Here is a 23,473-nt window from a genome sequence, read left to right as displayed (position 1 = left end):
TCTCCTTTCTGCAGCCGTGGATTACAACACGTAGCGCGACAGGTCTTCGTTGACCGCCAGCGCATCCAGCCGTTCGTTGACGTAGGCCGCGTCGATGACGAGCGCCTGGCCCGACTTGTCGGTCGCCGAGTACGAGATTTCTTCCAGCAGCTTTTCCATCACCGTGTACAGGCGGCGCGCGCCGATGTTCTCGGTGCGCTCGTTGACGGAATACGCGATCTCGGCCAGGCGATGGATGCCGTCGTCGGCGAACTCGAGTTTGACGCCTTCCGTCGCCAGCAGGGCTTCGTACTGCTTGGTCAGACTCGCGTCCGTCGAGGTCAGGATGCTCTTGAAATCCTCGATCGACAGCGATTCCAGTTCGACGCGGATCGGGAAGCGGCCCTGCAGCTCGGGAATCAGGTCCGACGGTTTCGACAGGTGGAACGCGCCCGAGGCGATGAACAGGATGTGGTCGGTCTTGATCATGCCGTACTTCGTGTTCACTGTCGTGCCTTCGACGAGCGGCAACAGGTCGCGTTGCACGCCCGCGCGCGAGACGTCCGCGCCGCCGTGTTCCGAACGCGACGCGATCTTGTCGACCTCGTCCAGGAACACGATGCCGTTCTGCTCGACGTTGGCGATGGCCTTCTGCTTCATCTCGTCTTCGTTGATGAGCTTCGCGGCTTCCTCGTCGACGAGCAGCTTCATCGCCTCCTTCACCTTCATCTTGCGGGGTTTCTTGCGCCCCGCCCCGACGCCGGCGAACATCGACTTGATCTGTTCCGTCATTTCTTCCATGCCGGGCGGCGCCATGATTTCCATCTGCGGCGAGGCCTCGGCGACGTCGATCTCGACCTCCTTGTCGTCGAGCGCGCCTTCACGCAGGCGCTTGCGGAAGGTCTGGCGCGTGGCGTCGCCGCCGTCCTTGGCGTCGCTGCTGACGTTGAAGCCGAAGTCGCGCGCCGGCGGCACGAGAATGTCGATGATGCGGTCCTCGGCCGCGTCCTCGGCGCGCTGGCGCACCTTCTTCATTTCGCTGGCGCGGGTCTGCTTGACGCCGATGTCGATCAGGTCGCGGATGATGGTGTCGACGTCGCGGCCGACATAGCCGACCTCGGTGAACTTGGTCGCTTCGATCTTGATGAACGGCGCGTCGGCCAGCTTGGCCAGGCGGCGCGCGATCTCGGTCTTGCCGACGCCCGTCGGGCCGATCATGAGGATGTTCTTCGGGGTGATCTCGTGGCGCAGCGGTTCCTCGACCTGCTGGCGGCGCCAGCGGTTGCGCAGCGCGATCGATACGGCGCGCTTGGCTTTGCTTTGGCCGACGACGTGCTTGTCGAGTTCCGAGACGATTTCGGACGGGGTCATGTTCATAATTGTGCTCATGAATACTTTCTTGCGTGAGAGACCGTTATTCCAGCGTCTCGATGATGTGCGACATGTTCGTATAGATGCACAGCTCGCCTGCGATGGTCAGCGCTTTCTTGACCACGTCGGCCGGGGCGAGATCCGTGTTTTCCTGCAAGGCCTTGGCGGCGGACTGCGCGTAGATGCCGCCCGAGCCGATCGCGCCGATGCCGTCTTCCGGTTCCAGTACGTCGCCGTTGCCGGTGATGATCAGGGTCTTTTCGCGGTCGGCCACCAGCAGCATGGCCTCCAGGCGGCGCAGCACGCGGTCGGTGCGCCAGTCCTTGGCCAGTTCGACCGAAGCGCGCAGCAGATTGCCCTGGTGTTTTTCCAGTTTCGCTTCGAAGCGGTCGAGCAGGGTGAAGGCGTCGGCCGTGCCGCCGGCAAAGCCGCACAGCACCTTGTTCTGGTAGAGCTTGCGTACCTTGCGCGCCGAGCCCTTCATGACGACGTTGCCCAGGGTGACTTGTCCGTCGCCGCCGAGCGCGACCTGGTTGCCGCGCCGTACGCTGACGATCGTCGTGCCGTGAAATTGTTCCATATTTGCCTCGTGGTTGATCTGCTCACCGCAAGTGGGGATGCGATATGAAATTGCAAGACTGAACCGTATCCGAGGGGCACGGCGCCTGCGGCGTCAGTATCGGTGGGCGTACAGACGCACCCGGTCGCCGACGCCGAGCAGGCGCAGCAACGCGGCGACGGGATGGTTCAGGTCGCGCAGCACGACCTCGCGCCCGTCCTGGGCAAGCGTGCGCAGATGGGCGGCGAGGGCGCTCGCGGCCGCGTAATCGATGCGTGCGAGGCGGGACCCGTCCAGCACAAGGACCGGATGGAGCGCCGCGTGGTCGGCGATGGCGGCCAGCAACGGCGCGCTGCCGCCCCGGATCGCGGCCGGCAGGAGGAAGCGGTCGCCCGCCGTCGCCGGACCGGCCGCCAGGCTCAAGGCCGCGTGTCTGGGGGCCTCGAACGACGGCGGCGACACCTCGAAGGTGACGCAATAATCCATCGCAGTCTCCTCGAAATCCTTTTCACGGTTCGTCAGCAGCAGCAGTTCCAGCAACAGCAGCCAGGGCGCCTCGCCCGCGCCGCGGTCGCCGATCGCCAGCATCGGACGCAGCACGGCGACGAGGTGGTCGGCGCCTGCCAGCACGAGTTCGCGACCCGCCTTGCGCAGGGCCTGCAGCGCGTCCAGCAGCAGGGCGCAGCCCGGCGCCGTCACCGCGGTGACCGCCTGGAATTCAAACCGGACCAGCGGACCGGGCGAGGCGGCGCGGGCGAGTTGCGCGCGGGCGAGCGGACCGTCGTCCAGGCGGCCGGACAGGGTGGCCGTCGGGATCGCCCCCGATACCTGGCGGTCGGGCGCGTGCGACGTGTCCGCGACGGGGTGATACGTGGGCGGCGACGTTTCGAACCGGCTGGCGTAGTCGATCGCGATGCTTTCGAACTCGTGTTCGAGGCCCATGATCTGGACCAGGTCGAACAGCATCCACCACGGCAGGCGGTCGGTGCCCTGGTCGTGCACGCTGGTGCGCAAGAGGAGGGCGGCCGCCTCGAGCTGGCCGTTGGCGTACAGGATCGCCGCTTCCTCGACGACCGGCGCGCTGGACGGGGTAGCGGCCGCGTCCGGCACTTCATCCTGGCCCGGCAGGAGGTCCGTGTCCTGCTCAGGTGGCGGCGCGCCGGCGGCGGCCGGCGGGCGCCGGTTGCCGGCCCAGGCGTCGTCGTCGAAGATGGCGGAGGCCATCTCCAGTTCGATCGCGTCGATCTTGGCCGCGGTGGCGCGCGCGATTTCACGCTGGCGCTCGCGTTCCGCCTCGGTATCGAGGGAAAGCCGCGTGACGGGGCCGGCGGTCAGCGGATCCTCAGGGCGCGGGCGGGCGTCCGCACCCGCCAGCGGTGCGTCGCCTTTTTTCTTCAGGAAATCGAAGAGTCCCATGCCGTCCTTGTCTGCCCGTTTGCCGGTCGAGACATTAGCATGGCGGCGCGGACGGTGCGGTGCGCACGCCTGAGCTGCGTCAACTTGCCGGCAATCCGATAAGTGTATCCGATGGGAAATAATTCGTGCGCACGAACCCTAGGCCAATCCGGCCCCAAAAACAAAAAAGCATGCGACGGGCGCATGCTTTTTCATCGGCGCGTACGGCGATCAGTCACCGTACAGCTTTTGCTTCAGCTCGCGGCGCTGCTGGGCTTCCAGCGACAAGGTCGCGGTCGGACGGGCGATCAGGCGGGGGATGCCGATCGGTTCGCCGGTCTCTTCGCACCAGCCGTATTCGCCGGACTCGATCGAGGCCAGCGATTGCTGGACCTTCTTGAGCAGCTTGCGCTCGCGGTCGCGGGTACGCAGCTCGAGCGCGTGCTCTTCCTCGATGGTGGCGCGGTCGGCCGGATCGGGAACGAGTACCGTTTCGCGCAGGTGTTCCGTCGTTTCGCCTGCGTTTTTCAGCAGTTCCTTTTCGAGTTCCTGCAGGCGGTTCTTGAAGAACGCCAGCTGGGCCGGGTTCATGTAGTCGTCGTCGCTCATGGCCCGAATTTCTTCTTCCGTCAGGAGGCGTTCTTCGGGCTGCGCAACGGTATTCGGTTTCGTTGTTTTAGTCATGACTTCACTTACCTTTGATACGACAGAGTTTCCATTTTATCAGCTAACTCAGCGGTTACCATTGCTTCGGTGTGTGCGCCGGGCGAGCTGCCGTGACCGTTGTTCAGTCGTTCAACCACAGGGTGCATGAGAGCACCATAGAACCGGGGTAGTTTATACCAAACACTGTTCCAATCCGCGAATAAAGACATCTTTCGGTAAATTTTTACCAATAAACACCATCTTGCTGCCGCGCGATTCGCCATCCGCCCACTTTGCACCGAGGTCGCTGCCCATGATTTGATGCACGCCTTGGAAGACGACCTTGCGATCCGCGCCCGCCATCGACAGCACGCCCTTGTAGCGCAGCATGTTTGGACCGAATACTTGGACCATGCTGCCGAGGAATTGATCCAGACGTTCGGGGTCGAAAGCACGGTCGCTCTTGAAGACGAACGCGGCGATGTCGTCGCTGTGGTGGCCATGATGGTGGTCGTGGCTGTGGTCGCACGCTTCCGTGTGGACGTGGTCATGATCGTGGTCGTGACCATGGTCGTGCGCCTCTTCCGTCGTGAGGAAGGCGGGATCCAGCTCCAGCTTGTCGTTCAGGTTGAAGCCGCGCAGGTCGAGCACGTCGCTGATCGGGGCGCGGCCGAAGTCCGACGTGCTGATCGGTGCACGCGGGTTGATGCGGCGGATGCGCGCCTTCAGTTCCTCGACGGCGGCGGCGTCCACGAGGTCCGTCTTGGACAGCAGGATCTTGTCGGCGAAACCGACCTGGCGCTGGGCTTCCTCGTGGCGGTCCAGCTGGTCCATGGCGTGGCGGGCATCCACGACGGTGACGACGGCGTCGAGCAGGTAGTGCGCGCCGACTTCCTCGTCGACGAAGAACGTCTGGGCCACGGGGCCGGGATTGGCGAGGCCGGTGGTCTCGATGACGACGCGGTCGAAGCTGATTTCGCCCGCTTCGCGCTTGCGTGCCAGGTTCGTCAGGGCGACGATCAGGTCGCCACGCACGGTGCAGCAGATGCAGCCGTTGTTCATTTCGACGATCTGCTCGCTCGGGTCCTGCACGAGGATCTCGTTGTCGATGTTTTCCTGGCCAAACTCGTTTTCGATGACGGCGATGCGCAGGCCGTGCTCTTCCTGCAGGATGCGGTTGAGCAACGTGGTTTTGCCGGCGCCGAGGAAGCCGGTCAGGATAGTGCTTGGGATCAATTCCATATGTCGCTGTCCAATGGTGTGCGCCGTTCCGGCCGCAGGGAATCGGAAGATTATGCCGGAATTTACGAATCGTCACCACCCGGCATGCCGTGCCTGCCTGCGCTGGAGCACTTACTTACGCTTTGCGCGCGGATGGGCTCGGTCGTAGACGGCGGCGAGGTGCTGGAAGTCGAGCGACGTATAGATCTGGGTCGAGGTGATGCTGGCGTGGCCCAGCAGTTCCTGCACGGCGCGCAGGTCGCCCGAGGATTGCAGCACGTGCGACGCGAACGAGTGGCGCAGCACGTGCGGGTGCACGTGGACCGGCATGCCGGCCTTTTGCGCATGGGCTTTCAGGCGATATTGCACGACGCGGGGGCTGATGCGCGTGTCGCGCGCCGACAGGAACAGGGCGAGGCTGCCGTCGCGCGCCGGCGGACGCACGGCCAGCCACGCTTCCAGTGCCGCGCGCGCCGGACCGCCGACGGGCACCCGGCGCATCTTGTTGCCCTTGCCGGTGACGACCACTTCCTGCGCCTCCAGTTCCAGCCAGCCGAGCGAGGCCGGCTGGCCATCGCGGGCGGGGACGTGGTGGACGTCGAGCCCGGCCAGCTCGGATACGCGCAGGCCGCTCGAGTAGAGCAGTTCGAACATGGCGCGGTCGCACAGCTCCGCGGGTTCCGGATGGCCGGACGTCGTTTTTTCCATGAGCTGGACCGCATCGTCGACGGCCAGTGCCTTGGGCAGGCGCTTGGGACGGCGCGGCGCGCGCACGCCGTCGGCCGGGTTGGCGGCCAGCGCAACGTGGCGCGACAGCCAGTCGAAGAAGCCGCGCCAGCCGGACAGCTTGCGCGCGATCGAGGCGGCGCTCTGCCCCTCGGCATGCAGTTTCGCCGTGACGCGGCGGATGTCGAAATGGGTCAACGCCGCCCAGTCGGCCTGGCCGGTGAGCCGGGCCAGTTCGGCCAGGTCGCGGCGGTAGGCGGCGATCGTGTGGTCGGACAGCTGGCGCTGCGTTTTCAGCTCCGCCAGGTAGCGGCCGGTCCAGTCGTCGGCGGCCGGCGTGTCCATGTCAGCCGAGCAGAGGGACGAGTGCGGTACTGGCCGTCTCGCCGATGTGGACGAGGAAATCCGTCGCCATCGTGGCGCTGAAGCGTTCCGGATCGGGCGAGCCGAGCACGAGCAGGCCGAAGGCGCTGCCGTTCGCGCGCAGCGGCAGCAGGACGGTCGAGCGCACGGCGTCCGCGCCGTCCTGCTCGGCGCCTGCCAGCCAGCTCACCGCCTCGAAGTCCTTGTTCGGACCGCAGTACGGGGCGCGCAGGCTGCTGGCGAACAGGCGCACGTCCTCGGAGACGCCGTTCGTGTACCACGTGTCGGCGTGCTCGGGCGCCAGTTTCCACAGGCGTAGCGTGGCGTGCGGCACGATGAAATGCTTGACGAGGCCGTCGGCGACGGCGGTCGGGATCTCGCCCGGCACGCGGGTGCGCAGCAATTGCTGGGTCCAGCCATGGAACCGGTTGGCGATGGCCGCGTTTTCCTCGGCGTGGCGCACCAGCTCGGACATGCGTAGTTCCAGGGTGCGGTACTTGTCGCGCATGACTTCCATCTGGCGTTCCTGCAGCGACACCGCGCGGCCCGTAAGTGGGCTCGACAGTTTTACTTCGCCCAGCAAAGCGGCGTGCTCCACGAAGAACTGCGGATGGTCGAGCAGGTATTGGGCGATGGCGGCGGAATCCAGTGTTGCGGCGGTCATGTGCGGCTTGCGAGATGGGTAGACAGTTCATTTTAACCGACGGCAATGGGTCGGCGCAGATTTCCTGTCTGCACTGTGCCATCGTCGCATCATTTAGCCACCTAAGTTTCTTTCTGTCTAACTTGTATTTTTGCAAATAACTGCAAAGATGCAGTGCTGCAATGTTAGACTGTAGTTCGGAAAAATTTTTTGGGGAAAATATACACTTTGTGAGCGAACTGCGTAACAATTCGCGACATAATGTAGAAAACAATTATGACCAGATTAACAATAAATTTGCTTTGCGAAGAGGCCGAGATCTTTTCTCGTATGGAAAGTGAGCATCCAGAGCCTTCACTTTTTGGTATTACAGATGGAAAAGCTGTTGGGACATATCTTGAGCTCAAGTTCCGCGAATATTTAGTTGATCGTGGATATATTTTTGAACAAGGAAATGCAGCAAGCGGTCTCGATTTCCCAGACTTAAACGTCGATATGAAGGTTACAAGTATTCGGCAGCCGCAGTCATCTTGTCCATTTAGATCAATTCGGCAGAAAGTATATGGGTTAGGGTATTCGCTAATCGTTTTCGTATATGATAAACAGGATGATCCTAAGACACGTACTGCGACCTTAAGAATTACTGATACGGTTTTTGTTGATAAAAATAGAACGGCAGACTTTCAACTGACTTATGGTATTCGAGATATATTGTCGAAACACGGGAATCAAGACGACATTATGGCGTTTATGAGTGATAGAAATCTAACCGCTGATGTAATGGAGTTAAGCATCTTGGCAGGCGAAGTCATGCGTAATATCCCGGAAGTTGGTTATTTGACAATATCGCCGGCACTACAATGGCGTCTCCAGTATAAGCGCGTAATTGCTAGTGCAGGACAGATTAGTGGCATTTTTTCTATTTTCAGGGTCTAAATGGTGTCTGAACGTAAACGTAAAATTGAGTTCGGGGATTTTCAAACCCCTGGTAACCTTGCTTTGAATGTATGTCAAAAATTATTTGATATAGGTATTAGGCCTGATGTCATTATCGAACCCACTTGCGGCGTTGGGGCTTTTGTTTGTGCAGCATCAGAAGTTTTTGGTGAGGCGCAGTCAATACATGGGTTCGAAATAAACGAATCGTACTTGAATGTACTCAAGCAAAAACTGCAAAACGTAGTTGGCGCGGAACGCATTACATTGCAGTGCGCTGATTTTTTTGCCACCGACTGGAAAGCGAAAATAGCTGGGCTTAGCGGTCGGAAGCTCGTCATAGGAAACTTTCCATGGGTCACAAGTTCCGGTATTGGCGCTATTGGTGGATCAAACCTCCCAGAAAAATCTAATTTCCAAGGGCATAACGGATTCGATGCTATAAGCGGCAAGGCAAACTTCGATATATCTGAATGGATGCTATTAGAGGTGCTTCGGTGGTTTAAGGGGCAGAATGGCGATATTGCTATGCTTGTTAAGACTGCAGTTGCTCGCAAAGTCCTCGCACATGCAGAGAAGCAAAAGGATTTTGTAAAAAATTCCTTTCTTATTAAGATCGATGCGAAGAAACATTTTAATGCAGCAGTAGATGCTTGTCTTCTCGTTATTCAAATATCGAACGTTGAAAGCGAGTCTTCTTACGACTATACCGTATATTCGGGGCTTGAAGATGGGTATGGACGCCGTGTAGGACATCGATTTGGTCTAACTATTGGTGATATTGATTTGTTCGAGAAATATTCCTATTTGATTGGCGAAAGCCCACAAAAATGGCGTTCGGGAGTGAAGCATGATGCGTCTTCTATCATGGAATTTACTATGACAGGAGCGAGCTTAATCAACGGATTGGGCGAGACGGTGGAAGTCGAGTCTGATTACTTATTTCCTTTATTAAAAGGATCGGATGTTGGTAGTGATAAAGGCTGGCGGAATAAATACGCCCTAGTTACTCAACGTAAAGTTGGCGAGGACACATCTAATATTCGTGCCGTCGCACCAAAAACGTGGGAGTATTTACAGCGCCATGGAGCTGCCTTGGATGCGCGCGGTAGTTCTATATATGCAAAAAATCCTAGATTTTCTGTTTTCGGTGTTGGCGACTATACTTTTCGGCCGTGGAAAGTTGCGATTTGTGCCTTATACAAATCTTTAAGTTTTAGAGTTATTGGTCCCATTGAAGGGCGACCTGTAGTTTTCGACGATACGGTTTATTACATATCATTCGATACTGAAGCTCAGGCCAAAGAGGCTCTCATGAGAATTCAGTCGAATGAAGGATTGTCATTGCTTTCCTCACTCATTTTTTGGGATGAGAAACGTCCAATAAAAACATCGATTCTTAATATTTTTGATTGGTCTCGTATTTTTAATGAGAAAGGCGAGAGTAATCTTTTCGATTGGCGTCATCAAGAATGCATTTCTTAATTGCTAAAAAATCAGGTGATGAACTCGGTGCTACGCTATATGGCTTCACTCTTTATTATGCTCCTTAATCATTTTGCGAGTAGAGTGCCCGCGCTTGACGCCAAATATATATTTGGAACCGGCCTTTTCTTAATTGAGAACGAAAAGGCCGCTTAAAGCTTTTGTAATGTGAAAGAACGTAGCCCATGGATCAAAAATAATAACGTATTTCGAGTGTAATAAACGAAGAGCATGATTCGTAAGGAAGGTTCGCACCAACGCATGTGCAACTAATACTTACGCCAAAAAAGGTGAGCGATAAGCTTAAGAGCAACGGTACCTTATTTGGTAGTCGTTCGCGAGCGAATCCAACATAGTTTATGAAAACCCAGCATTGCCCGCATCAAAGCTAAATAAAAAAGGGCGGACCAAGTTACCTTGGTCCGCCCTTTTTAGAGCAACGTATCGGGTTGCCCCCGCGGCGTCAGCTTAGAACGAGTGGTTCAGGCCGATGTCGTAGTGGTTGACGGTCGGGGTAGCCGAAGCTGCGCCGGTCGCCTGGTTGAAGACGTTGGTCTTGCGCGATGCATCGACGTACAGGTACGTACGCTTCGACAGGCTGTACTCGTAGCCCAGCGAGTACTGACGGGTGATCAGGTCGTGCAGGCGGACGTTTTCTTCCTGCTTCTTCAGACCGAAGCCAGCCAGCAGCTTGCCCGGGCCGACAGCGTAGGTTGCACCGATTTCAGCACCCTTGATGGTCGGACGCTGGGTGTTGGTGTGCTCCATGTTCTGGTGCGAGTAGGTACCCATCAGTTTCAGTTCCGGGGTCACCGAGAACGAACCTGCGACCGACCAGACCTTCGATTCGACGGCGTTGCGCTCGTAAGCCAGCATCGCTGCTGCCGGACCGTTGTTGTAGGTACCAGCGATCGAGAACGGGTTGGCCGAAGCCTGTGCGCCCGCGGCGTAGGTGGCAGCGCCAGCGCCGATACCGGTCACGCCGCCGCCGGTGGCTTCTTTCGATGCCCACGAAGCGTTCACCTGGAAGCCATTGGCGACCGGCGAGTTATAGAAGATCGCGTTCGAGACACGGTTGTTGTTCGGGCCGCTGCCGCCGACGTCCAGCGGAGCCGAGTTGAAGCCGGCGACCGAGATGTCGGTGTAGAAGCCGGCCTGGGTCGGCAGACCGTGCCACGGTTCGAACGAACCGACGATTTCCTGGAACGGGGTCAGGCCACGGCCCAGACGGACCATACCGAAGTCACCCTGCAGACCGACGCGGGTCTGGCCCTGGAACAGCGGACGGCCGTTGTTTTCGTTGGTGCCGGTGTCCGGCTCGTAACGCATTTCAACCTGGAACAGTGCCTTCAGGCCGTTGCCCAGATCTTCGGTGCCTTTGAAGCCCAGGGTGTTCGAAGCACGCTTGCCGATGGCCAGGGTCTGGTCGGTGCGCTTGACCATGCCGACGTCGATGTTACCGTAGATTTGAACAGCGGTTTGAGCTTGTGCCACACCGGCGAATGCGCCCAGCAGAGCGGCTGCCACGAGGGTTTTTTTCATCTTAATTTTTATCCTAAAAAGTGAATCGAAGGAATCCAGAGAGCATTGAGATTTTTATTAGTTGCTGAACACTCGGATGTGTGAACCTTAAATGCTTAATGCGTCAAGATTGTCTGATTTGTCAATTATGACCGCTGTACTTGGTCGAAAGCCAATAAATCCAATCGTGCTGTTGTATTTTTGAAACGGCCGCCTCGGGAAACCGGGCACACCTTAAGGCTCGTTTAAGTTTCAAAACATCATCATTCTCTCCCCGTGCCACGGCAGGGTTTGTGCGGGCTCAAAGGCCATTGGAATCGTAGCCGAATCGCATCGCCGCGGCTTTAGACTCTGGCCCATCCGACGTCCATTGTTACCGCAGTGCGCGACACATGAGCTCATCAGTAGCGCAACGCAAGCGATCTTCACGTATCTTCGTGCATTGTGCTTGCGAAATTGGACTGCGATATTTCGTAGACGTCTCTAACATCCAGAAAAGAACGATGGCAAACCGTGAAGAACTGGCGGTCATCCGCGGCGCACGTGCCGGGCGCGTCGACTCGCAACTGGCCCTGGGCCGGCTCTACCTGTTCGGCAGTGCCGGGCTGCCGAAGAGCCTGCCCACGGCCCTCCACTGGCTCGACCGCGCCGCACAGCAGGGTTGCGCTGAAGCATGGCAATTGATCGGGAACCATATTCCGGTCGATCTTGCGCGTGACAATCCGCAACCCGTCACCGGCTGGTATGAACTGGCCTACGACGGCGGGCTCGTGCGCGCCGGGCTCGTCTATGCCCAACTGGTGCTGGGCGCGCTGAACGAGGGCCAGTGCACGCCGGCCCAGCGCGCCAAGGCCTTGCGCGCGCTGGAAGACGCGGCCCGTGCCGGCTTTCCGGAAGCGCAGTGGCTGCTCGCGCGCGAGCACGGCGCGGCGCCGCCCGAGACGGACGAGCCGGTCGCCCGCGCGCCCGTGGCCAGCCCCGCGGGCCAGCGCTGGCTGCGCCAGGCGGCCGACAGCGGCGTCGGCGCCGCGCAGTTCGCCCTGCTGGAACAGGACTGGAACGCCGGCCGCTGGTCCGCCTGGCTGGAGCGGGCGCTCCCGCTGGCGCGCGCCCTGGCCGGTTCCGATGCCGCCCAGGACCACACGGCCGCCCGCCTGGCGCCGGACGAGGTGCTGCTGCTGTCGCGCTGTGCCCGGCTCGTGGCCGCGAACGAGGCCCCGCACGACGTCGGCCAGGATGAATTGCTGCGGTTCTGGGAAATCGCCGCGGCCGAGCAGGACCGCCATGCCCAGTTCGCGCTCGGCCTGTGGTGCGCCCGCATGCGGGTGGACGGCAAGCGGATTCCCGGCAGCCATGGCGCGGCCAACTTCAAGAAGGCCGTGCGCTGGCTGGCCCTGGCTGGCGAGCAGGGCCTGGCCGAAGCCTGGTACGCGCTGTCGCGTATTTATATCAAGCCGGAATTCTCCCAGCGCAATGTGCTGGAAGCGCAGAAATACCTGGAGCGCGCGGCGGAGATGGGCTATCGCGATGCCCAGCTGGAATGCGGGAACGCGGCATGGCGTGCGCGCCGCGAGAACGAGAACAACGACGTGCGCGCGCTGTTCTGGCTGCAGAAGGCGGCGGCGCAGGCCTGTCCCAAGGCTGCGGCCGCGCTGCGCAAGCTGGCGCCGCGCCAGCCTGGCGCCTGGACGGACCTGGGTGGACTGGCCGGGCGTGACCTCGCGGCCCATCCGCTGCTGGCCGCGCGCCTGGAACTGGCGGTGGCCTTTGGCCTGAGCCGGGCCGAGGCGCTGTTGCTGGATATCCGCGGCGCCGACCGCGGCCACTGCCTCGTGATCGACATCCGCGCCAGCTACGGCCGCAGCCGGCGCAGGCTGATCTCGGTGGAAACGGCGCAGGAGCGCCAGCTGCTCGACCGCGTGGCGCTCGTCTTCGAGAACGTCGATTGCGGTCCGGGCGGGCCGGAAGGGAATTATCGCCAGCGCCTGTACCGGTTGCGCAGCCTGTTGCCGGAGATGGCGAGCGCGGAGTCCGGGACGGAAGAACCGGAAGAGTCCCCGGCGCCGGACGGAGACTATTCGCTGGCCGCCTGAATCAGATCTCGCTTCAGATCTCGATCTCGCCTTCGAACACGGTCTCGGCCGGACCGCTCATATAAACCGGCTGGCCTTCGCCGGCCCAGTTGATGGTCAGCTTGCCGCCGCGAGCCTGGACTTGCACCGGCGAATCCAGCAGGCCACGCCGGATGCCCGCCACGACGGCGGCGCAGGCGCCCGTGCCGCAGGCCAGCGTCTCGCCGGCGCCGCGTTCGTAGACGCGCAGCTTCACATGGCCGCGGTCCACGATCTGCAGGAAGCCGGCGTTCACGCGGCGCGGGAAGCGCGGGTGGTGCTCGATCTGCGGGCCCGTTTCCAGGACGGGAGCCGCATCGACGTCGGCGACGACCTGCACCGCGTGCGGGTTGCCCATCGAGACCGTCGACACGAGCACGGTCTGTTCCTGGCCCTTGTTCGAGACGGTGATCGGCCACAGCGTGTCGCGGCCTTCGGCGACGCCTTCCAGGCCGGCCGCATCGAACGGAACCTGGCTCGGCTCCAGGATCGGCGCGCCCATGTCCACCGTGATGCTGCCGTCGTCTTCCAGGCGCGGGGTGATAATGCCGCTCATCGTTTCGACGCGGATGCTGCGCTTGTCGGTCAGCCCCTTGTCGCTGACGAACCGGACGAAGGCGCGCGAGCCGTTGCCGCATTGCTCGACCTCGCCGCCGTCATTGTTATAGATGCGGTAGCGGAAATCGCTGCCTTCCGTGACCGGGCGCTCGACGACCAGGATCTGGTCGGCACCGACGCCGAAGCGGCGGTCGGCCAGGCGGCGCCATTGTTCCGGGCCGAGGTCGAGTTGCTGGTTGATCGCGTCGATGACGACGAAATCGTTGCCGGCGCCGTGCATCTTGGTGAACTTGAGTTTCATGGTATCTGTCATTAATCGTAGAACGAAGGCTCGCCGGGTGGCCGGGTCTTGAAGCGCTTATGGGTCCAGAAGTACTCGGCCGGATGTTCGCGCACGCGGTCCTCGATGAAGGCGTTCATGCGACGCGTGGCGGCAATGATGTCGTCGCCGGGGAAATCTTCCCATGCAGGATAGAACTCTACCCGGTATCCCTTGTAGTTGGGCAGGAAAGTGGCGACGACCGGGATGACTTTTGCACCCGTCGCGCCCGCCAGCCGGCCCATCGCCGTCAACGTGGCGGCCGGGATGCCGAAGAACGGCACGAAGGTCGCATCCTTCTCGCCGAAGTCCATGTCCGGCAGCATGAAGTAGGGGAGGCCCTCGCGCAGTGCGCGGATGATCGGCTTGATGCCGTCGGTGCGCGTGAACAGGCGCACCGGGCCATAACGTTCGCGGCCATTACGCAACAAATCGTCGAACGCCTTGTTCTTTTGCGGCGAATACATGCTCGACAGCGGCACCACGCGCGACGCCACGCCCGCCACGTCCAGGCACACGAAGTGCGGGCAGAACAAGATGGTCGGGCCGCTTTCCAGCTGCGCTTTCGGCACCTTGGGGACGATCTCGATCAGGCTGCGGATGCGCTCGAACGGCGCCCACCAGATCAGCGAGCGCTCCAGGATGCTGCGCGAATAGGCCATGAAATGGCGCTTGGCGATATCGACCCGCTCCGCTTCGCCCAGTTCGGGCATGCACAGGCGCAGGTTGACCAGCGCGATCTTGCGGCGCTTGGGAATCGCGTAATACATCAGCCAGCCGACGGCGTTGCCGATGCGACCAAGGACGGGCAGCGGCAGGAAGTGCAGCAGCCACAACAGGAAAATCAGGAACCTCATGCGACGGTCTCGGGGTGCGGTGCTTCGACGCCTTGCGGCTTCTTGTAGCGGTTATAACTCCAGAAATACTGGGCGGGGCAGTAGGCGATGAGCTTTTCCATCTGGCGGTTGATGGCGGCGGCCTGCCGGGCCGCGTCGCCGTCGAGCGACCCTTCGAAGGGGACGAAGCGGATGGCGAAGCCGCGGCCGCGCGGCAGGCGTTCCGCGTACACGGTCAGGATGTCGGCCTTGCCCAGCTGGGCCAGCTTGGCGGGCAGGGTCATCGTGTACGCGTCGCGGCCGAAGAACGGCGCCCACACGCCTTCGCCTTCCTGCGGGACCTGGTCCGGCAGCACGCCGACGGGCTGGCCGCCCCGCAGCGCCTTGACGAGCATGCGCACGCCGGCCAGGTTGGCGGGTGCCAGGTGCATGTGCTGGCGCTCGCGGGCGCCTTCGACGAGCGGCTTCAGGGCGCTCTGGCGCGGCGGGCGGTACATGACCGTCAGTTCGACGCGCAGCGAGACCTGCTGGGCGGTCAGTTCGAAGCAGCCCAGGTGCGGCGTGAGGAAGACGATGCCGCGGCCGGCGTCGAGCTGGCGCTGCACCAGTTCCCAGTTTTCCATGGTGACGTGGCGGGTGACGCGCTCCTGCGGCGCGCACCAGACGAACGGCAGCTCGGCGATGGCCTTGCCGGATTCGGCGATCGCGGCGCGCAGATGGCCGCCGTAGCCGGCCCGTTCGAGGTTTTCGCGCAGGCGCCGGCGGTGCGACGGCGAGAGCAGATAGACGATCCAGCCGAGCGCGGCGCCGAGCGCATGCAGGACGCGCAGCGGCAAAAACGACAGGATCCGAAACAAAAGGACAAGCATTGATTGATTTAGGGTAGAGAACCGACGGGTTGCTGTGCCAGAATTTTTGGAGGAGCGTAAAATACCACTTTGTAGCATCCGCGGAGTTAATGACAACTTGCGAAGCGGAATATAAATCTCGCTAAAGCGTCGCAGGCCTTGGTGCTGCGGCAATTTTTACAACAGTATCAGGAGCCTTAATGTCTTCCAACGACTACCTCTTCACTTCCGAGTCCGTCTCTGAAGGCCACCCGGACAAAGTCGCCGACCAGATTTCCGACGCCATCCTCGACGCCATCCTGGAACAGGATCCGCGCGCGCGCGTGGCTGCCGAGACCCTGTGCAACACGGGTCTGGTCGTCCTGGCCGGTGAAATCACGACGCACGCAAACGTCGATTATATTCAAGTTGCACGCAATACCATCAAGCGCATCGGTTACGACAACACCGACTTCGGCATCGACTATAAAGGTTGCGCCGTGCTGGTCGCCTACGACAAGCAGTCGCCGGACATCGCCCAGGGCGTGGACGAAGGCGCCGGCCTCGACCTCGACCAGGGCGCGGGCGACCAGGGCCTGATGTTCGGCTATGCGTGCGACGAGACGCCGGAACTGATGCCGGCCGCTATTTATTACGCGCACCGCCTCGTCGAGCGCCAGTCGCAACTGCGCAAGGACGGCCGCCTGCCGTGGCTGCGCCCGGATGCCAAGTCCCAGGTCACGCTGCGCTACGTCAACGGCCGCCCGGTGTCCGTGAACACCGTCGTGCTGTCGACCCAGCACGCGCCGGAAGTCAGCCACAGCCAGATCGAGGAAGCGGTGATCGAGGAGATCATCAAGCCGGTGCTGCCGCGCGAATGGCTGCAGGATACCCGTTACCTGGTCAACCCGACCGGCCGCTTCGTCATCGGCGGTCCGCAGGGCGACTGCGGCCTGACCGGCCGCAAGATCATCGTCGACACCTACGGCGGTGCCGCACCGCACGGCGGCGGCGCGTTCTCCGGCAAGGATCCGTCCAAGGTCGACCGCTCGGCCGCCTACGCCGCCCGCTACGTCGCCAAGAACGTCGTGGCCGCCGGCCTGGCGCGCCAGTGCCAGGTGCAGGTCAGCTACGCGATCGGCGTGGCCCGTCCGATCAACATCACGGTCTACACGGAAGGCACGGGCGTCATTTCGGACGAGAAGATCGCCGAACTGGTGATGGAACACTTCGACCTGCGCCCGAAAGGCATCGTGCAGATGCTCGACCTGCTGCGCCCGATCTATACCAAGTCGGCCGCCTACGGCCACTTCGGCCGCGAAGAGCCGGAATTCAGCTGGGAGCGCACCGACAAGGCCGCGCTGCTGCGCGCCGAAGCCGGTCTCGCGTAACACCCAACGCGCGTTGCAAAAACGCCCGTAGCCGGTGGGCAGACACGTGCCCACCGTGCTACACTTGTAAATTCCGAGGAGCGTTGCGACGAGATTCCCCATCTCGCCAGGCTCGGATATCAACACCGCGCTCACGTTACTTTTTTCTTAACTTGAAAGGAGGGCGTGATGAGCGCCGTACTCAAAGACACCACCCAGGACTACCTCGTTGCCGACATCGGCCTCGCCTCGTGGGGCGAGAAGGAAATCCGCATCGCCGAAACGGAAATGCCGGGCCTGATGGCCATCCGCGACGAATACGCGGCCGCCCAGCCGCTGAAGGGCGCGCGCATTGCCGGTTCGCTGCACATGACCATCCAGACCGCCGTGCTTATCCGCACGCTGGAAGCCCTCGGCGCGCAAGTGCGCTGGGCCTCGTGCAACATCTACTCGACGCAGGACCACGCTGCCGCCGCCATCGCCTCGGTCGGTACGCCCGTGTTCGCCGTCAAGGGCGAGACGCTGGACGAGTACTGGGACTACACCCACCGCATCTTCGAATGGGGCGATGACGTCTACGCCAACATGATCCTGGACGACGGCGGCGACGCCACGCTGCTGCTGCACCTGGGCGTGCGCGCGGAGAAGGACATCTCGGTGCTGGACAAGCCGGGTTCGGAAGAAGAAATCTGCCTGTTCAACGCCATCAAGGGCCGCCTGGCCATCGATCCGCAGTGGTACTCGAAGCGCCTGCCGCAGATCAGGGGCGTGACGGAAGAGACCACCACCGGCGTGCACCGCCTGTACCAGATGCACGCGGACGGCAAGCTGGCGTTCCCGGCCATCAACGTCAACGACTCCGTGACGAAATCGAAGTTCGACAACCTGTACGGCTGCCGTGAATCGCTGGTCGACGGCATCAAGCGCGCGACGGACGTGATGGTCGCCGGCAAGGTCGCCGTCGTGGCCGGTTATGGTGACGTCGGCAAGGGTTCGGCCCAGGCGCTCCGCGCGCTGTCGGCCCAGGTCTGGGTTACCGAGATCGACCCGATCTGCGCACTGCAGGCCGCAATGGAAGGCTACCGCGTCGTGACGATGGACCAGGCCGCCGAACACGGCGACATCTTCGTCACCTGCACGGGCAACTACCACGTGATCACCGAGCAGCACATGCTGCGCATGAAGGACCAGGCGATCGTCTGCAACATCGGCCACTTCGACAACGAAATCGAAGTTGCCGCGCTGCGCAAGTACGAGTGGGAAAACATCAAGCCGCAGGTCGACCACATAATCTTCCCGGATGGCAAACGCATCATCCTGCTGGCCGAAGGCCGCCTCGTGAACCTGGGCTGCGGCACGGGTCACCCGTCGTACGTGATGAGCTCGTCGTTCGCGAACCAGACCATCGCCCAGATCGAACTGTTCACCAATACCGCCGCCTACCCGGTCGGCGTGTACACGCTGCCGAAGAAGCTGGACGAAAAAGTCGCCCGCCTGCAGCTGAAAAAGCTCAACGCCCAGCTGACCGAGCTGACCGAAGAGCAGGCCGCCTACATCTCGGTGAGCAAGGAAGGCCCGTACAAGCCGGAACATTACCGTTATTGATCTGGTAAGCTCTTCCGTGAACTGATGCACCTCCGCCGGATTCCATCGTCGGCGGAGGTGTGCTGGACAACCTCTCACGAAAGACACAACATGCGCCTGCTCCTGACCTGGCTGATCAATGCGGCAGCCCTGATGGCCCTGCCTTACCTGATGCATTCGGTAACGGTCGACAACGTCGGCGCCGCCCTCGTGGCGGCCCTCGTCCTGGGCCTCGTGAACACGATCATCCGTCCCTTGCTCGTCGTGCTGACCTTGCCCGTGACGGTCGTGTCGCTCGGTTTGTTCATCCTGGTGATCAACGCACTGCTGTTCTGGCTGGTCGCGCACCTCGTCGGGGGCTTTCACGTGGCGGGGTTCTGGTCCGCGTTCCTGGCGGCGATCCTGTACAGTGTCATTTCGTGGGCGCTTTCTACCTTATTACTCAACAAAGATGGAAACCCCTAACATCAGTATCGAGTTTTTCCCGCCCAAGACGCCCGAGGGTGCGGACAAGCTGCGCGTGGCCCGGCAGAAGCTGGCCGAGCTGAATCCAAAATATTTCTCCGTGACGTTCGGCGCCGGCGGCAGCACGCAGCACGGCACGCTGTCCACCGTCCTCGAGATCCTGGCCGAAGGCCACGATGCCGCACCGCACCTGTCGTGCGTGGGCGGCACGCGCGAATCGATCCGCGCGATCCTGCAGGAATTCAAGGAGAAGGGCATCCGCCGTCTCGTGGCGCTGCGCGGCGACTTGCCGAGCGGCTACGGTGGCGCGGGCGAACTGCGCTATGCCAGCGACCTCGTCGAGTTCATCCGCCAGGAAACGGGCGACTGGTTCCACATCGAGGTGGCTGCGTATCCGGAAATGCACCCGCAGGCCAAGTCGCCGCAGGACGACCTGCAAGCGTTCGTCCGCAAGGTGCAGGCCGGCGCGAATGCCGCGATCACGCAGTATTTCTACAATCCGGACGCGTACTTCCAGTTCGTCGACAATGCGCGCAAGCTGGGTGTGGACGTGCCCATCGTGGCCGGCATCATGCCGATCACGAATTACACGCAGCTGATGCGTTTCTCCGACATGTGCGGCGCCGAGATTCCACGCTGGATCCGTTTGAAGCTGGCCAGCTTCGGCGACGATTCCGCGTCGATCAAGGCGTTCGGCCTGGACGTCGTCAGCGGCCTGTGCGAGAAACTGCTCGCCGGCGGCGCGCCCGGCCTGCACTTCTACAGCATGAACCAGGCGGCGGCCACGACCGCGATCTGGCAGCGCATCACGGCTGCCTGATCCGGTGTCACCCTCACGAATGTTCGTGCGACCGGAAGGCCGCGCGGGCATTTTTTTTAGGCATCAGGTGACGTTGGTGGTTTCCGTCACGATCACGTCCAGCGGCACGTCGTGCGGCGCATGCGAGAACTGGGCTTCCTGATTACTGTAGGCAATCCCCAACGTGTGCGGGCGCGGCGGCTGTTCCAGGGTGCGGTCGTAGTAGCCGCCGCCATAGCCGAGGCGATACCCGTCGGCATTGAAGCCGAGGCAGGGGATCAGCAGGGCCGGCGGGCGCTCGATGAAGCGCAGCTGGGCCGGGACCTGCACGCCGGCTTCGTCCGGCAACATGGCTTCGCCGGGCGTCCACTCCGTGAACGTCAGCGGCGCGTCGCGTTCCATCACGACGGGCAGCGCCAGGCGCACACCCGCCTGGTGCAGCTCCGCGTATGCGGCGCGCAGGTCGGGCTCGCCGGCCAGCGGCCAGTACACACCGATGACACTTACTTGGCGCAATCTCCACCACGCAACGACCTGTGCGCCGATGTGTGCATCCCACTGGACCTTGATTGCGGGATCAAGCCCCCCACGTGCAGTCCTGAGCGCCTTGCGCAATGCCGATTTTGCCGCCTGTTTCTCGTCCGCCACGCTCGGGCTCGAGGGGCATGGTATTCTTGAATCGCCGGTCATGGATGAAATGAAGCCTACATTGAATATTGCATTATCGATGTCGCAGACACTGTTAGCCGGCGCCGTCGCGGCCGCTTCCAGCCTGCTCTTCCTCGCGTCGTCCGCTGTCGCGGCCCAGGCCGTGTCGCCAGGGACGGCACCCCCCACACCCGCTGCGCCCACCGCGGTGCCTGCGCCGGTCGTCGCGCCCGGACCGCAGGCAGATGCCAGCCGCGAGCAGGACGAGATCTTCGCGCAACTGCGCGACGCCGCCCGCAAGAACGATGCCGATAAAGCCGCGGCGCTGGCGGCCCGGCTGCCGGACTACGCGATTCCGTCGTACGTCGACTATTATCGGCTCAAACCGCGGCTGCGCGACGCTTCCAACGAGGAAATACTGGATTTCCTGAAACGTTACGAAGGCAGCGCCATCGCCGACCGCCTGCGCAACGACTGGCTGCTGGAACTCGGCCGCAAGCGCGATTGGGTCAACTTCGATCGCGAGCTGCCCCTGTTCGTCAAGAAAGACGATTACCAGGTCAAGTGCTATGCCTTGCTGTCGCGCGCATCGAAGGGACAAAACGTGGCGGCCGAGGCACGCGTGCTGCTCGACAATCCGCCGATGTATGGCGAAGCGTGCGCCGCGCTGGTCAACCAGCTCGTCCAGTCCGGCCAGTTCACGAACAATGATTTGCTGGCGCAATTGCGCCTGGCCGGCGAGATGCATGCGACGGGGCCGTCGCGCCGCACGGCGCTGCTGCTGGGTGCGTCCGACACGCGTGCCGCGCAGGCCGTCGACCTGCCGGCCGTGGCAATGGCGCGCGGCATCGGCAGCACGCGCGCCGACCACGAGATCTACCTCGTCGCCATCGGCCGCATGGCGCGCACGAGCCTGAAACTGGCGACGGTGGCGCTCAACAGGAACGCATCGAAACTGTCAGCCGAGGAAAAGGCGATCGGCTGGGCGAACATCGCGCTGGCCGCGTCGCTGACGCTGGCGCCCGAAGCGTACGACGACTGGAAGAAGGCGGAAGGGGCGCCGCTGACGTGGAACCAGCTGGAGTGGAAGACGCGCATCGCACTGCGCCGCGGCGACTGGAAGACGGTGCGTGCGACGATCGAGGCGATGCCGCCGCAGCAGCACGACGAGCCCGCCTGGACGTACTGGCTGGGCCGCGCGCTGCAGGCCGAAGGCCGGCGCGAGGATGCGCAGGCCTTGTACCGCGGCATCGCCGACCAGAACAGTTTCTATGGCCAGCTGGCGATGGAAGAGCTGGGCATGCAGATCAGCATCCCGCCCAGCGCCGCGCCGCCCACGCCGGCCGAGCTGGCGCAGGTGGCCGCGAACCCCGGCTTCAGGCGCGCCTTGAAATTCTTTTCGATGCGCATGCGTTTCGAAGGCACGCGCGAATGGAATTGGGCGCTCACCGGATTCACGGAACGGCAATTGCTCGCCGCCGCCGAGTTTGCGCGCCAGAACGATATCCTCGACCGCATGCTGTCCACGTCCGAACGCACGCGCACCGAGTTCGACTACACGCAGCGCTTCCCGGCGCCGCACAACGACATCCTGCACCCGACGGCGCAGGGCCTCGGCCTGGACCAGGCCTGGGTCTATGGCCTGATCCGCCAGGAATCGCGTTTCGTCTCCGATGCGCAGTCGGGCGTGGGCGCGTCCGGCCTGATGCAGGTGATGCCGTCGACCGGCAAGTGGGTGGCGGAAAAGATCGGGCTGACGGACTACGGCCACGGCATGCTCAGCGATATCCGGACGAATATCGTGCTCGGCACCAATTACCTGAACATGGTGCTGAACAGTGCGGAAGGCTCGCAGGTGCTGGCGACGGCCGCGTACAACGCCGGACCGGGGCGCGCGCGTACGTGGCGCGGGCTGTTGACGGCGCCGATGGAAGGGGCCGTGTTCGTCGAGTCGATCCCGTTCGAGGAAACGCGAACCTACGTGCGCAACGTGATGTCGAACGCGACGAACTATGCCGCGCTGTTCGACAAGCGTCCGCAATCGCTCAAGGCGCGCCTGGGTACGATCACGCCGCGCGGCGGGGGCATCGGCCTCCCGTAAGGAGAGCGAACAACGAGCAGGAGGACAGCATGCACGCGCAATCGGTCGTATTGTTCGGCGGGACCGGATTCATCGGCAGCCACCTGGCGGCCAGGCTGTCCGAGCACGCCATCGACATCGTCGTGCCCACGCGGCACGAAAGCCACGCGATGCACCTGATGCCGCTGGGCGTCGACATCGTGCAGGCGGATCCTTACGACGACACGGCGCTCCGCAAGCTCGTGGCCGGGCGCGATGCCGTGATCAACCTGGTCGGCATCTTGCACTCGCGCCGCGGCAATCCGTACGGGCCGGACTTCCGCCGGGCCCACGTCGATTTGCCGCACCGCATCGCCGCCGCCTGCGCGCTCGAGGCCGTGCCGCGTTATCTGCACATGAGCGCGCTGGGCGCTGCCCGCAACGGCCCCTCGATGTACCAGCGCTCGAAGGCCGACGGCGAGGCGGCCGCGGCGAGCCAGCCCAGCGTCGCGGCGACGATCTTCCGGCCGTCCGTCGTGTTCGGCCCGGAAGATAAATTTCTCAACATGTTCGCGCGCCTGCAGCGCCACCTGCCCGTCGTCCCGCTCGCCTGCGCGCATGCGCGCTTCCAGCCCGTGTACGTGGGCGACGTGGCCGAGGCGTTCGTGCGTGCGCTGCTCGATCCGCACACGGCCGGCCTCACCTATGAACTGGGTGGGCCGCAAGTCTACGAGCTGGCGGAACTGGTGCGGCTGGCGGGGCGCTATGCGGGGCACGAGCGCAAAGTGATCGCCTTGCCGGATGCGCTCGCGCGGCTGCAGGCGATGTTGTTCGAGCTGCTGCCGGGCGAGCCCGTCATCACGCGCGACAATCTCGATTCGATGAAGGTCGACAATGTGCTCCAGCCGTCCAGGGACAATAAAGTCTTGACAACAGCGGCGCTGGGAATCAAGCTCACGGCGCTCGAGGCCGTCGCGCCGCAGTACCTGGCGCCGCCCGGCGGACTCGACGCTCTGCGCGCCCGTGCCGGGCGCTGACCTCAACGATCACGCC

The 23,473-nt window shown here is 62.4% G+C and carries 21 protein-coding genes and 1 riboswitch; of the genes, 9 read left to right on the top strand and 12 right to left on the bottom strand.

What is annotated here, in order from left to right; all coding sequences use genetic code 11:
- Window positions 1-21 precede the first annotated feature (21 nt).
- From hslU to ACEN9G_RS11410, 7 genes are all read right to left on the bottom strand, one after another.
- Entirely contained in the window at window positions 22-1,356 is a 1,335-nt protein-coding gene (gene hslU / locus ACEN9G_RS11440) for an ATP-dependent protease ATPase subunit HslU (RefSeq protein ID WP_413342530.1), read from the bottom strand.
- 37 nt (window positions 1,357-1,393) lie between these two features.
- A complete protein-coding gene (gene hslV, locus ACEN9G_RS11435) occupies window positions 1,394-1,930 on the bottom strand; it encodes an ATP-dependent protease subunit HslV (protein ID WP_036231052.1) in 537 nt (178 codons plus the stop codon).
- Window positions 1,931-2,023: 93 nt separating this feature from the next.
- Window positions 2,024-3,325 (bottom strand): STAS domain-containing protein, encoded by a 1,302-nt coding sequence (locus ACEN9G_RS11430; protein ID WP_483126659.1) that lies wholly within the window; start codon window positions 3,323-3,325, stop codon window positions 2,024-2,026.
- Between the two features lie 210 nt (window positions 3,326-3,535).
- The gene (gene dksA, locus ACEN9G_RS11425; protein WP_056134490.1) at window positions 3,536-3,988 is read right to left on the bottom strand and encodes an RNA polymerase-binding protein DksA; all 453 of its coding nucleotides are present in this window, start codon (window positions 3,986-3,988) and stop codon (window positions 3,536-3,538) included.
- Window positions 3,989-4,141: 153 nt separating this feature from the next.
- Window positions 4,142-5,191 (bottom strand): CobW family GTP-binding protein, encoded by a 1,050-nt coding sequence (locus ACEN9G_RS11420; RefSeq protein ID WP_371764256.1) that lies wholly within the window; start codon window positions 5,189-5,191, stop codon window positions 4,142-4,144.
- Between the two features lie 111 nt (window positions 5,192-5,302).
- The gene (gene xerC, locus ACEN9G_RS11415) at window positions 5,303-6,241 is read right to left on the bottom strand and encodes a tyrosine recombinase XerC (RefSeq protein ID WP_413341855.1); all 939 of its coding nucleotides are present in this window, start codon (window positions 6,239-6,241) and stop codon (window positions 5,303-5,305) included.
- A 1-nt stretch (window position 6,242) separates the two neighbouring features.
- A complete protein-coding gene (locus ACEN9G_RS11410) occupies window positions 6,243-6,923 on the bottom strand; it encodes a DUF484 family protein (protein WP_413341853.1) in 681 nt (226 codons plus the stop codon).
- Between the two features lie 255 nt (window positions 6,924-7,178).
- On the opposite strand from ACEN9G_RS11410, the gene ACEN9G_RS11405 reads away from it, so the two are divergent.
- The gene (locus ACEN9G_RS11405) at window positions 7,179-7,838 is read left to right on the top strand and encodes a type II restriction-modification system restriction endonuclease (protein WP_413341852.1); all 660 of its coding nucleotides are present in this window, start codon (window positions 7,179-7,181) and stop codon (window positions 7,836-7,838) included.
- 3 nt (window positions 7,839-7,841) lie between these two features.
- Window positions 7,842-9,323: a hypothetical protein gene (locus ACEN9G_RS11400; protein ID WP_413341850.1), complete on the top strand. Its 1,482-nt coding sequence runs from the start codon at window positions 7,842-7,844 to the stop codon at window positions 9,321-9,323.
- Between the two features lie 468 nt (window positions 9,324-9,791).
- Here ACEN9G_RS11400 and ACEN9G_RS11395 read toward each other — a convergent pair whose 3' ends face one another.
- A complete protein-coding gene (locus ACEN9G_RS11395) occupies window positions 9,792-10,865 on the bottom strand; it encodes a porin (protein ID WP_413341848.1) in 1,074 nt (357 codons plus the stop codon).
- Between the two features lie 482 nt (window positions 10,866-11,347).
- Between ACEN9G_RS11395 and ACEN9G_RS11390 the strand changes: the two genes are divergently transcribed.
- Window positions 11,348-12,937: a tetratricopeptide repeat protein gene (locus tag ACEN9G_RS11390; protein ID WP_483126657.1), complete on the top strand. Its 1,590-nt coding sequence runs from the start codon at window positions 11,348-11,350 to the stop codon at window positions 12,935-12,937.
- A 13-nt stretch (window positions 12,938-12,950) separates the two neighbouring features.
- Here ACEN9G_RS11390 and dapF read toward each other — a convergent pair whose 3' ends face one another.
- From dapF to ACEN9G_RS11375, 3 genes are read right to left on the bottom strand one after another with little or no spacing between them, the layout of a single operon-like run.
- On the bottom strand, window positions 12,951-13,814 hold the full coding sequence (dapF, locus tag ACEN9G_RS11385) for a diaminopimelate epimerase (RefSeq protein WP_413336796.1): 864 nt from the start codon (window positions 13,812-13,814) through the stop codon (window positions 12,951-12,953).
- Between the two features lie 11 nt (window positions 13,815-13,825).
- Complete coding sequence (locus ACEN9G_RS11380) at window positions 13,826-14,689, bottom strand: lysophospholipid acyltransferase family protein (protein ID WP_413336797.1); 864 nt, start codon at window positions 14,687-14,689, stop codon at window positions 13,826-13,828.
- On the bottom strand, window positions 14,686-15,537 hold the full coding sequence (locus ACEN9G_RS11375) for a lysophospholipid acyltransferase family protein (protein WP_413336798.1): 852 nt from the start codon (window positions 15,535-15,537) through the stop codon (window positions 14,686-14,688). Before ACEN9G_RS11375 ends, ACEN9G_RS11380 begins: the two co-directional genes overlap by 4 nt.
- 179 nt (window positions 15,538-15,716) lie before the next feature.
- Here ACEN9G_RS11375 and metK point away from each other — a divergent pair, with 179 nt between their 5' ends.
- The 4 genes from metK to metF all read left to right on the top strand — a co-directional run bounded on the left by metK (window position 15,717) and on the right by metF (window position 19,734).
- Window positions 15,717-16,886, top strand: coding sequence for a methionine adenosyltransferase (gene metK / locus ACEN9G_RS11370; RefSeq protein ID WP_413336799.1), 1,170 nt, complete (start codon window positions 15,717-15,719; stop codon window positions 16,884-16,886).
- Between the two features lie 69 nt (window positions 16,887-16,955).
- Window positions 16,956-17,026, top strand: a riboswitch (S-adenosyl-L-homocysteine riboswitch).
- A 28-nt stretch (window positions 17,027-17,054) separates the two neighbouring features.
- Complete coding sequence (ahcY, locus tag ACEN9G_RS11365; protein ID WP_413336800.1) at window positions 17,055-18,470, top strand: adenosylhomocysteinase; 1,416 nt, start codon at window positions 17,055-17,057, stop codon at window positions 18,468-18,470.
- Window positions 18,471-18,560: 90 nt separating this feature from the next.
- Window positions 18,561-18,914, top strand: coding sequence for a phage holin family protein (locus ACEN9G_RS11360; RefSeq protein ID WP_160406869.1), 354 nt, complete (start codon window positions 18,561-18,563; stop codon window positions 18,912-18,914).
- Window positions 18,901-19,734 carry a methylenetetrahydrofolate reductase [NAD(P)H] gene (gene metF / locus ACEN9G_RS11355; protein ID WP_413336801.1) on the top strand — a complete coding sequence of 278 codons (834 nt, stop codon included), beginning with the start codon at window positions 18,901-18,903 and terminating at the stop codon, window positions 19,732-19,734. The genes ACEN9G_RS11360 and metF overlap by 14 nt, the downstream gene beginning before the upstream one ends.
- Before the next feature lie 63 nt (window positions 19,735-19,797).
- Here the strand turns inward: metF and ACEN9G_RS11350 are convergent, their stop codons facing one another.
- Entirely contained in the window at window positions 19,798-20,361 is a 564-nt protein-coding gene (locus tag ACEN9G_RS11350) for a 5-formyltetrahydrofolate cyclo-ligase (RefSeq protein ID WP_413336802.1), read from the bottom strand.
- Between the two features lie 79 nt (window positions 20,362-20,440).
- Here ACEN9G_RS11350 and ACEN9G_RS11345 point away from each other — a divergent pair, with 79 nt between their 5' ends.
- A complete protein-coding gene (locus ACEN9G_RS11345; RefSeq protein WP_413336803.1) occupies window positions 20,441-22,462 on the top strand; it encodes a lytic transglycosylase domain-containing protein in 2,022 nt (673 codons plus the stop codon).
- 29 nt (window positions 22,463-22,491) lie between these two features.
- Complete coding sequence (locus ACEN9G_RS11340; RefSeq protein WP_413336804.1) at window positions 22,492-23,457, top strand: complex I NDUFA9 subunit family protein; 966 nt, start codon at window positions 22,492-22,494, stop codon at window positions 23,455-23,457.
- The last annotated feature ends 16 nt before the right edge of the window (window positions 23,458-23,473 follow it).

It is taken from the genome of Massilia sp. Masssp94, from assembly GCF_059491305.1.
Note: the sequence above shows the minus strand (reverse complement) of the source record. Positions and strands in the feature narration are given on the sequence as shown.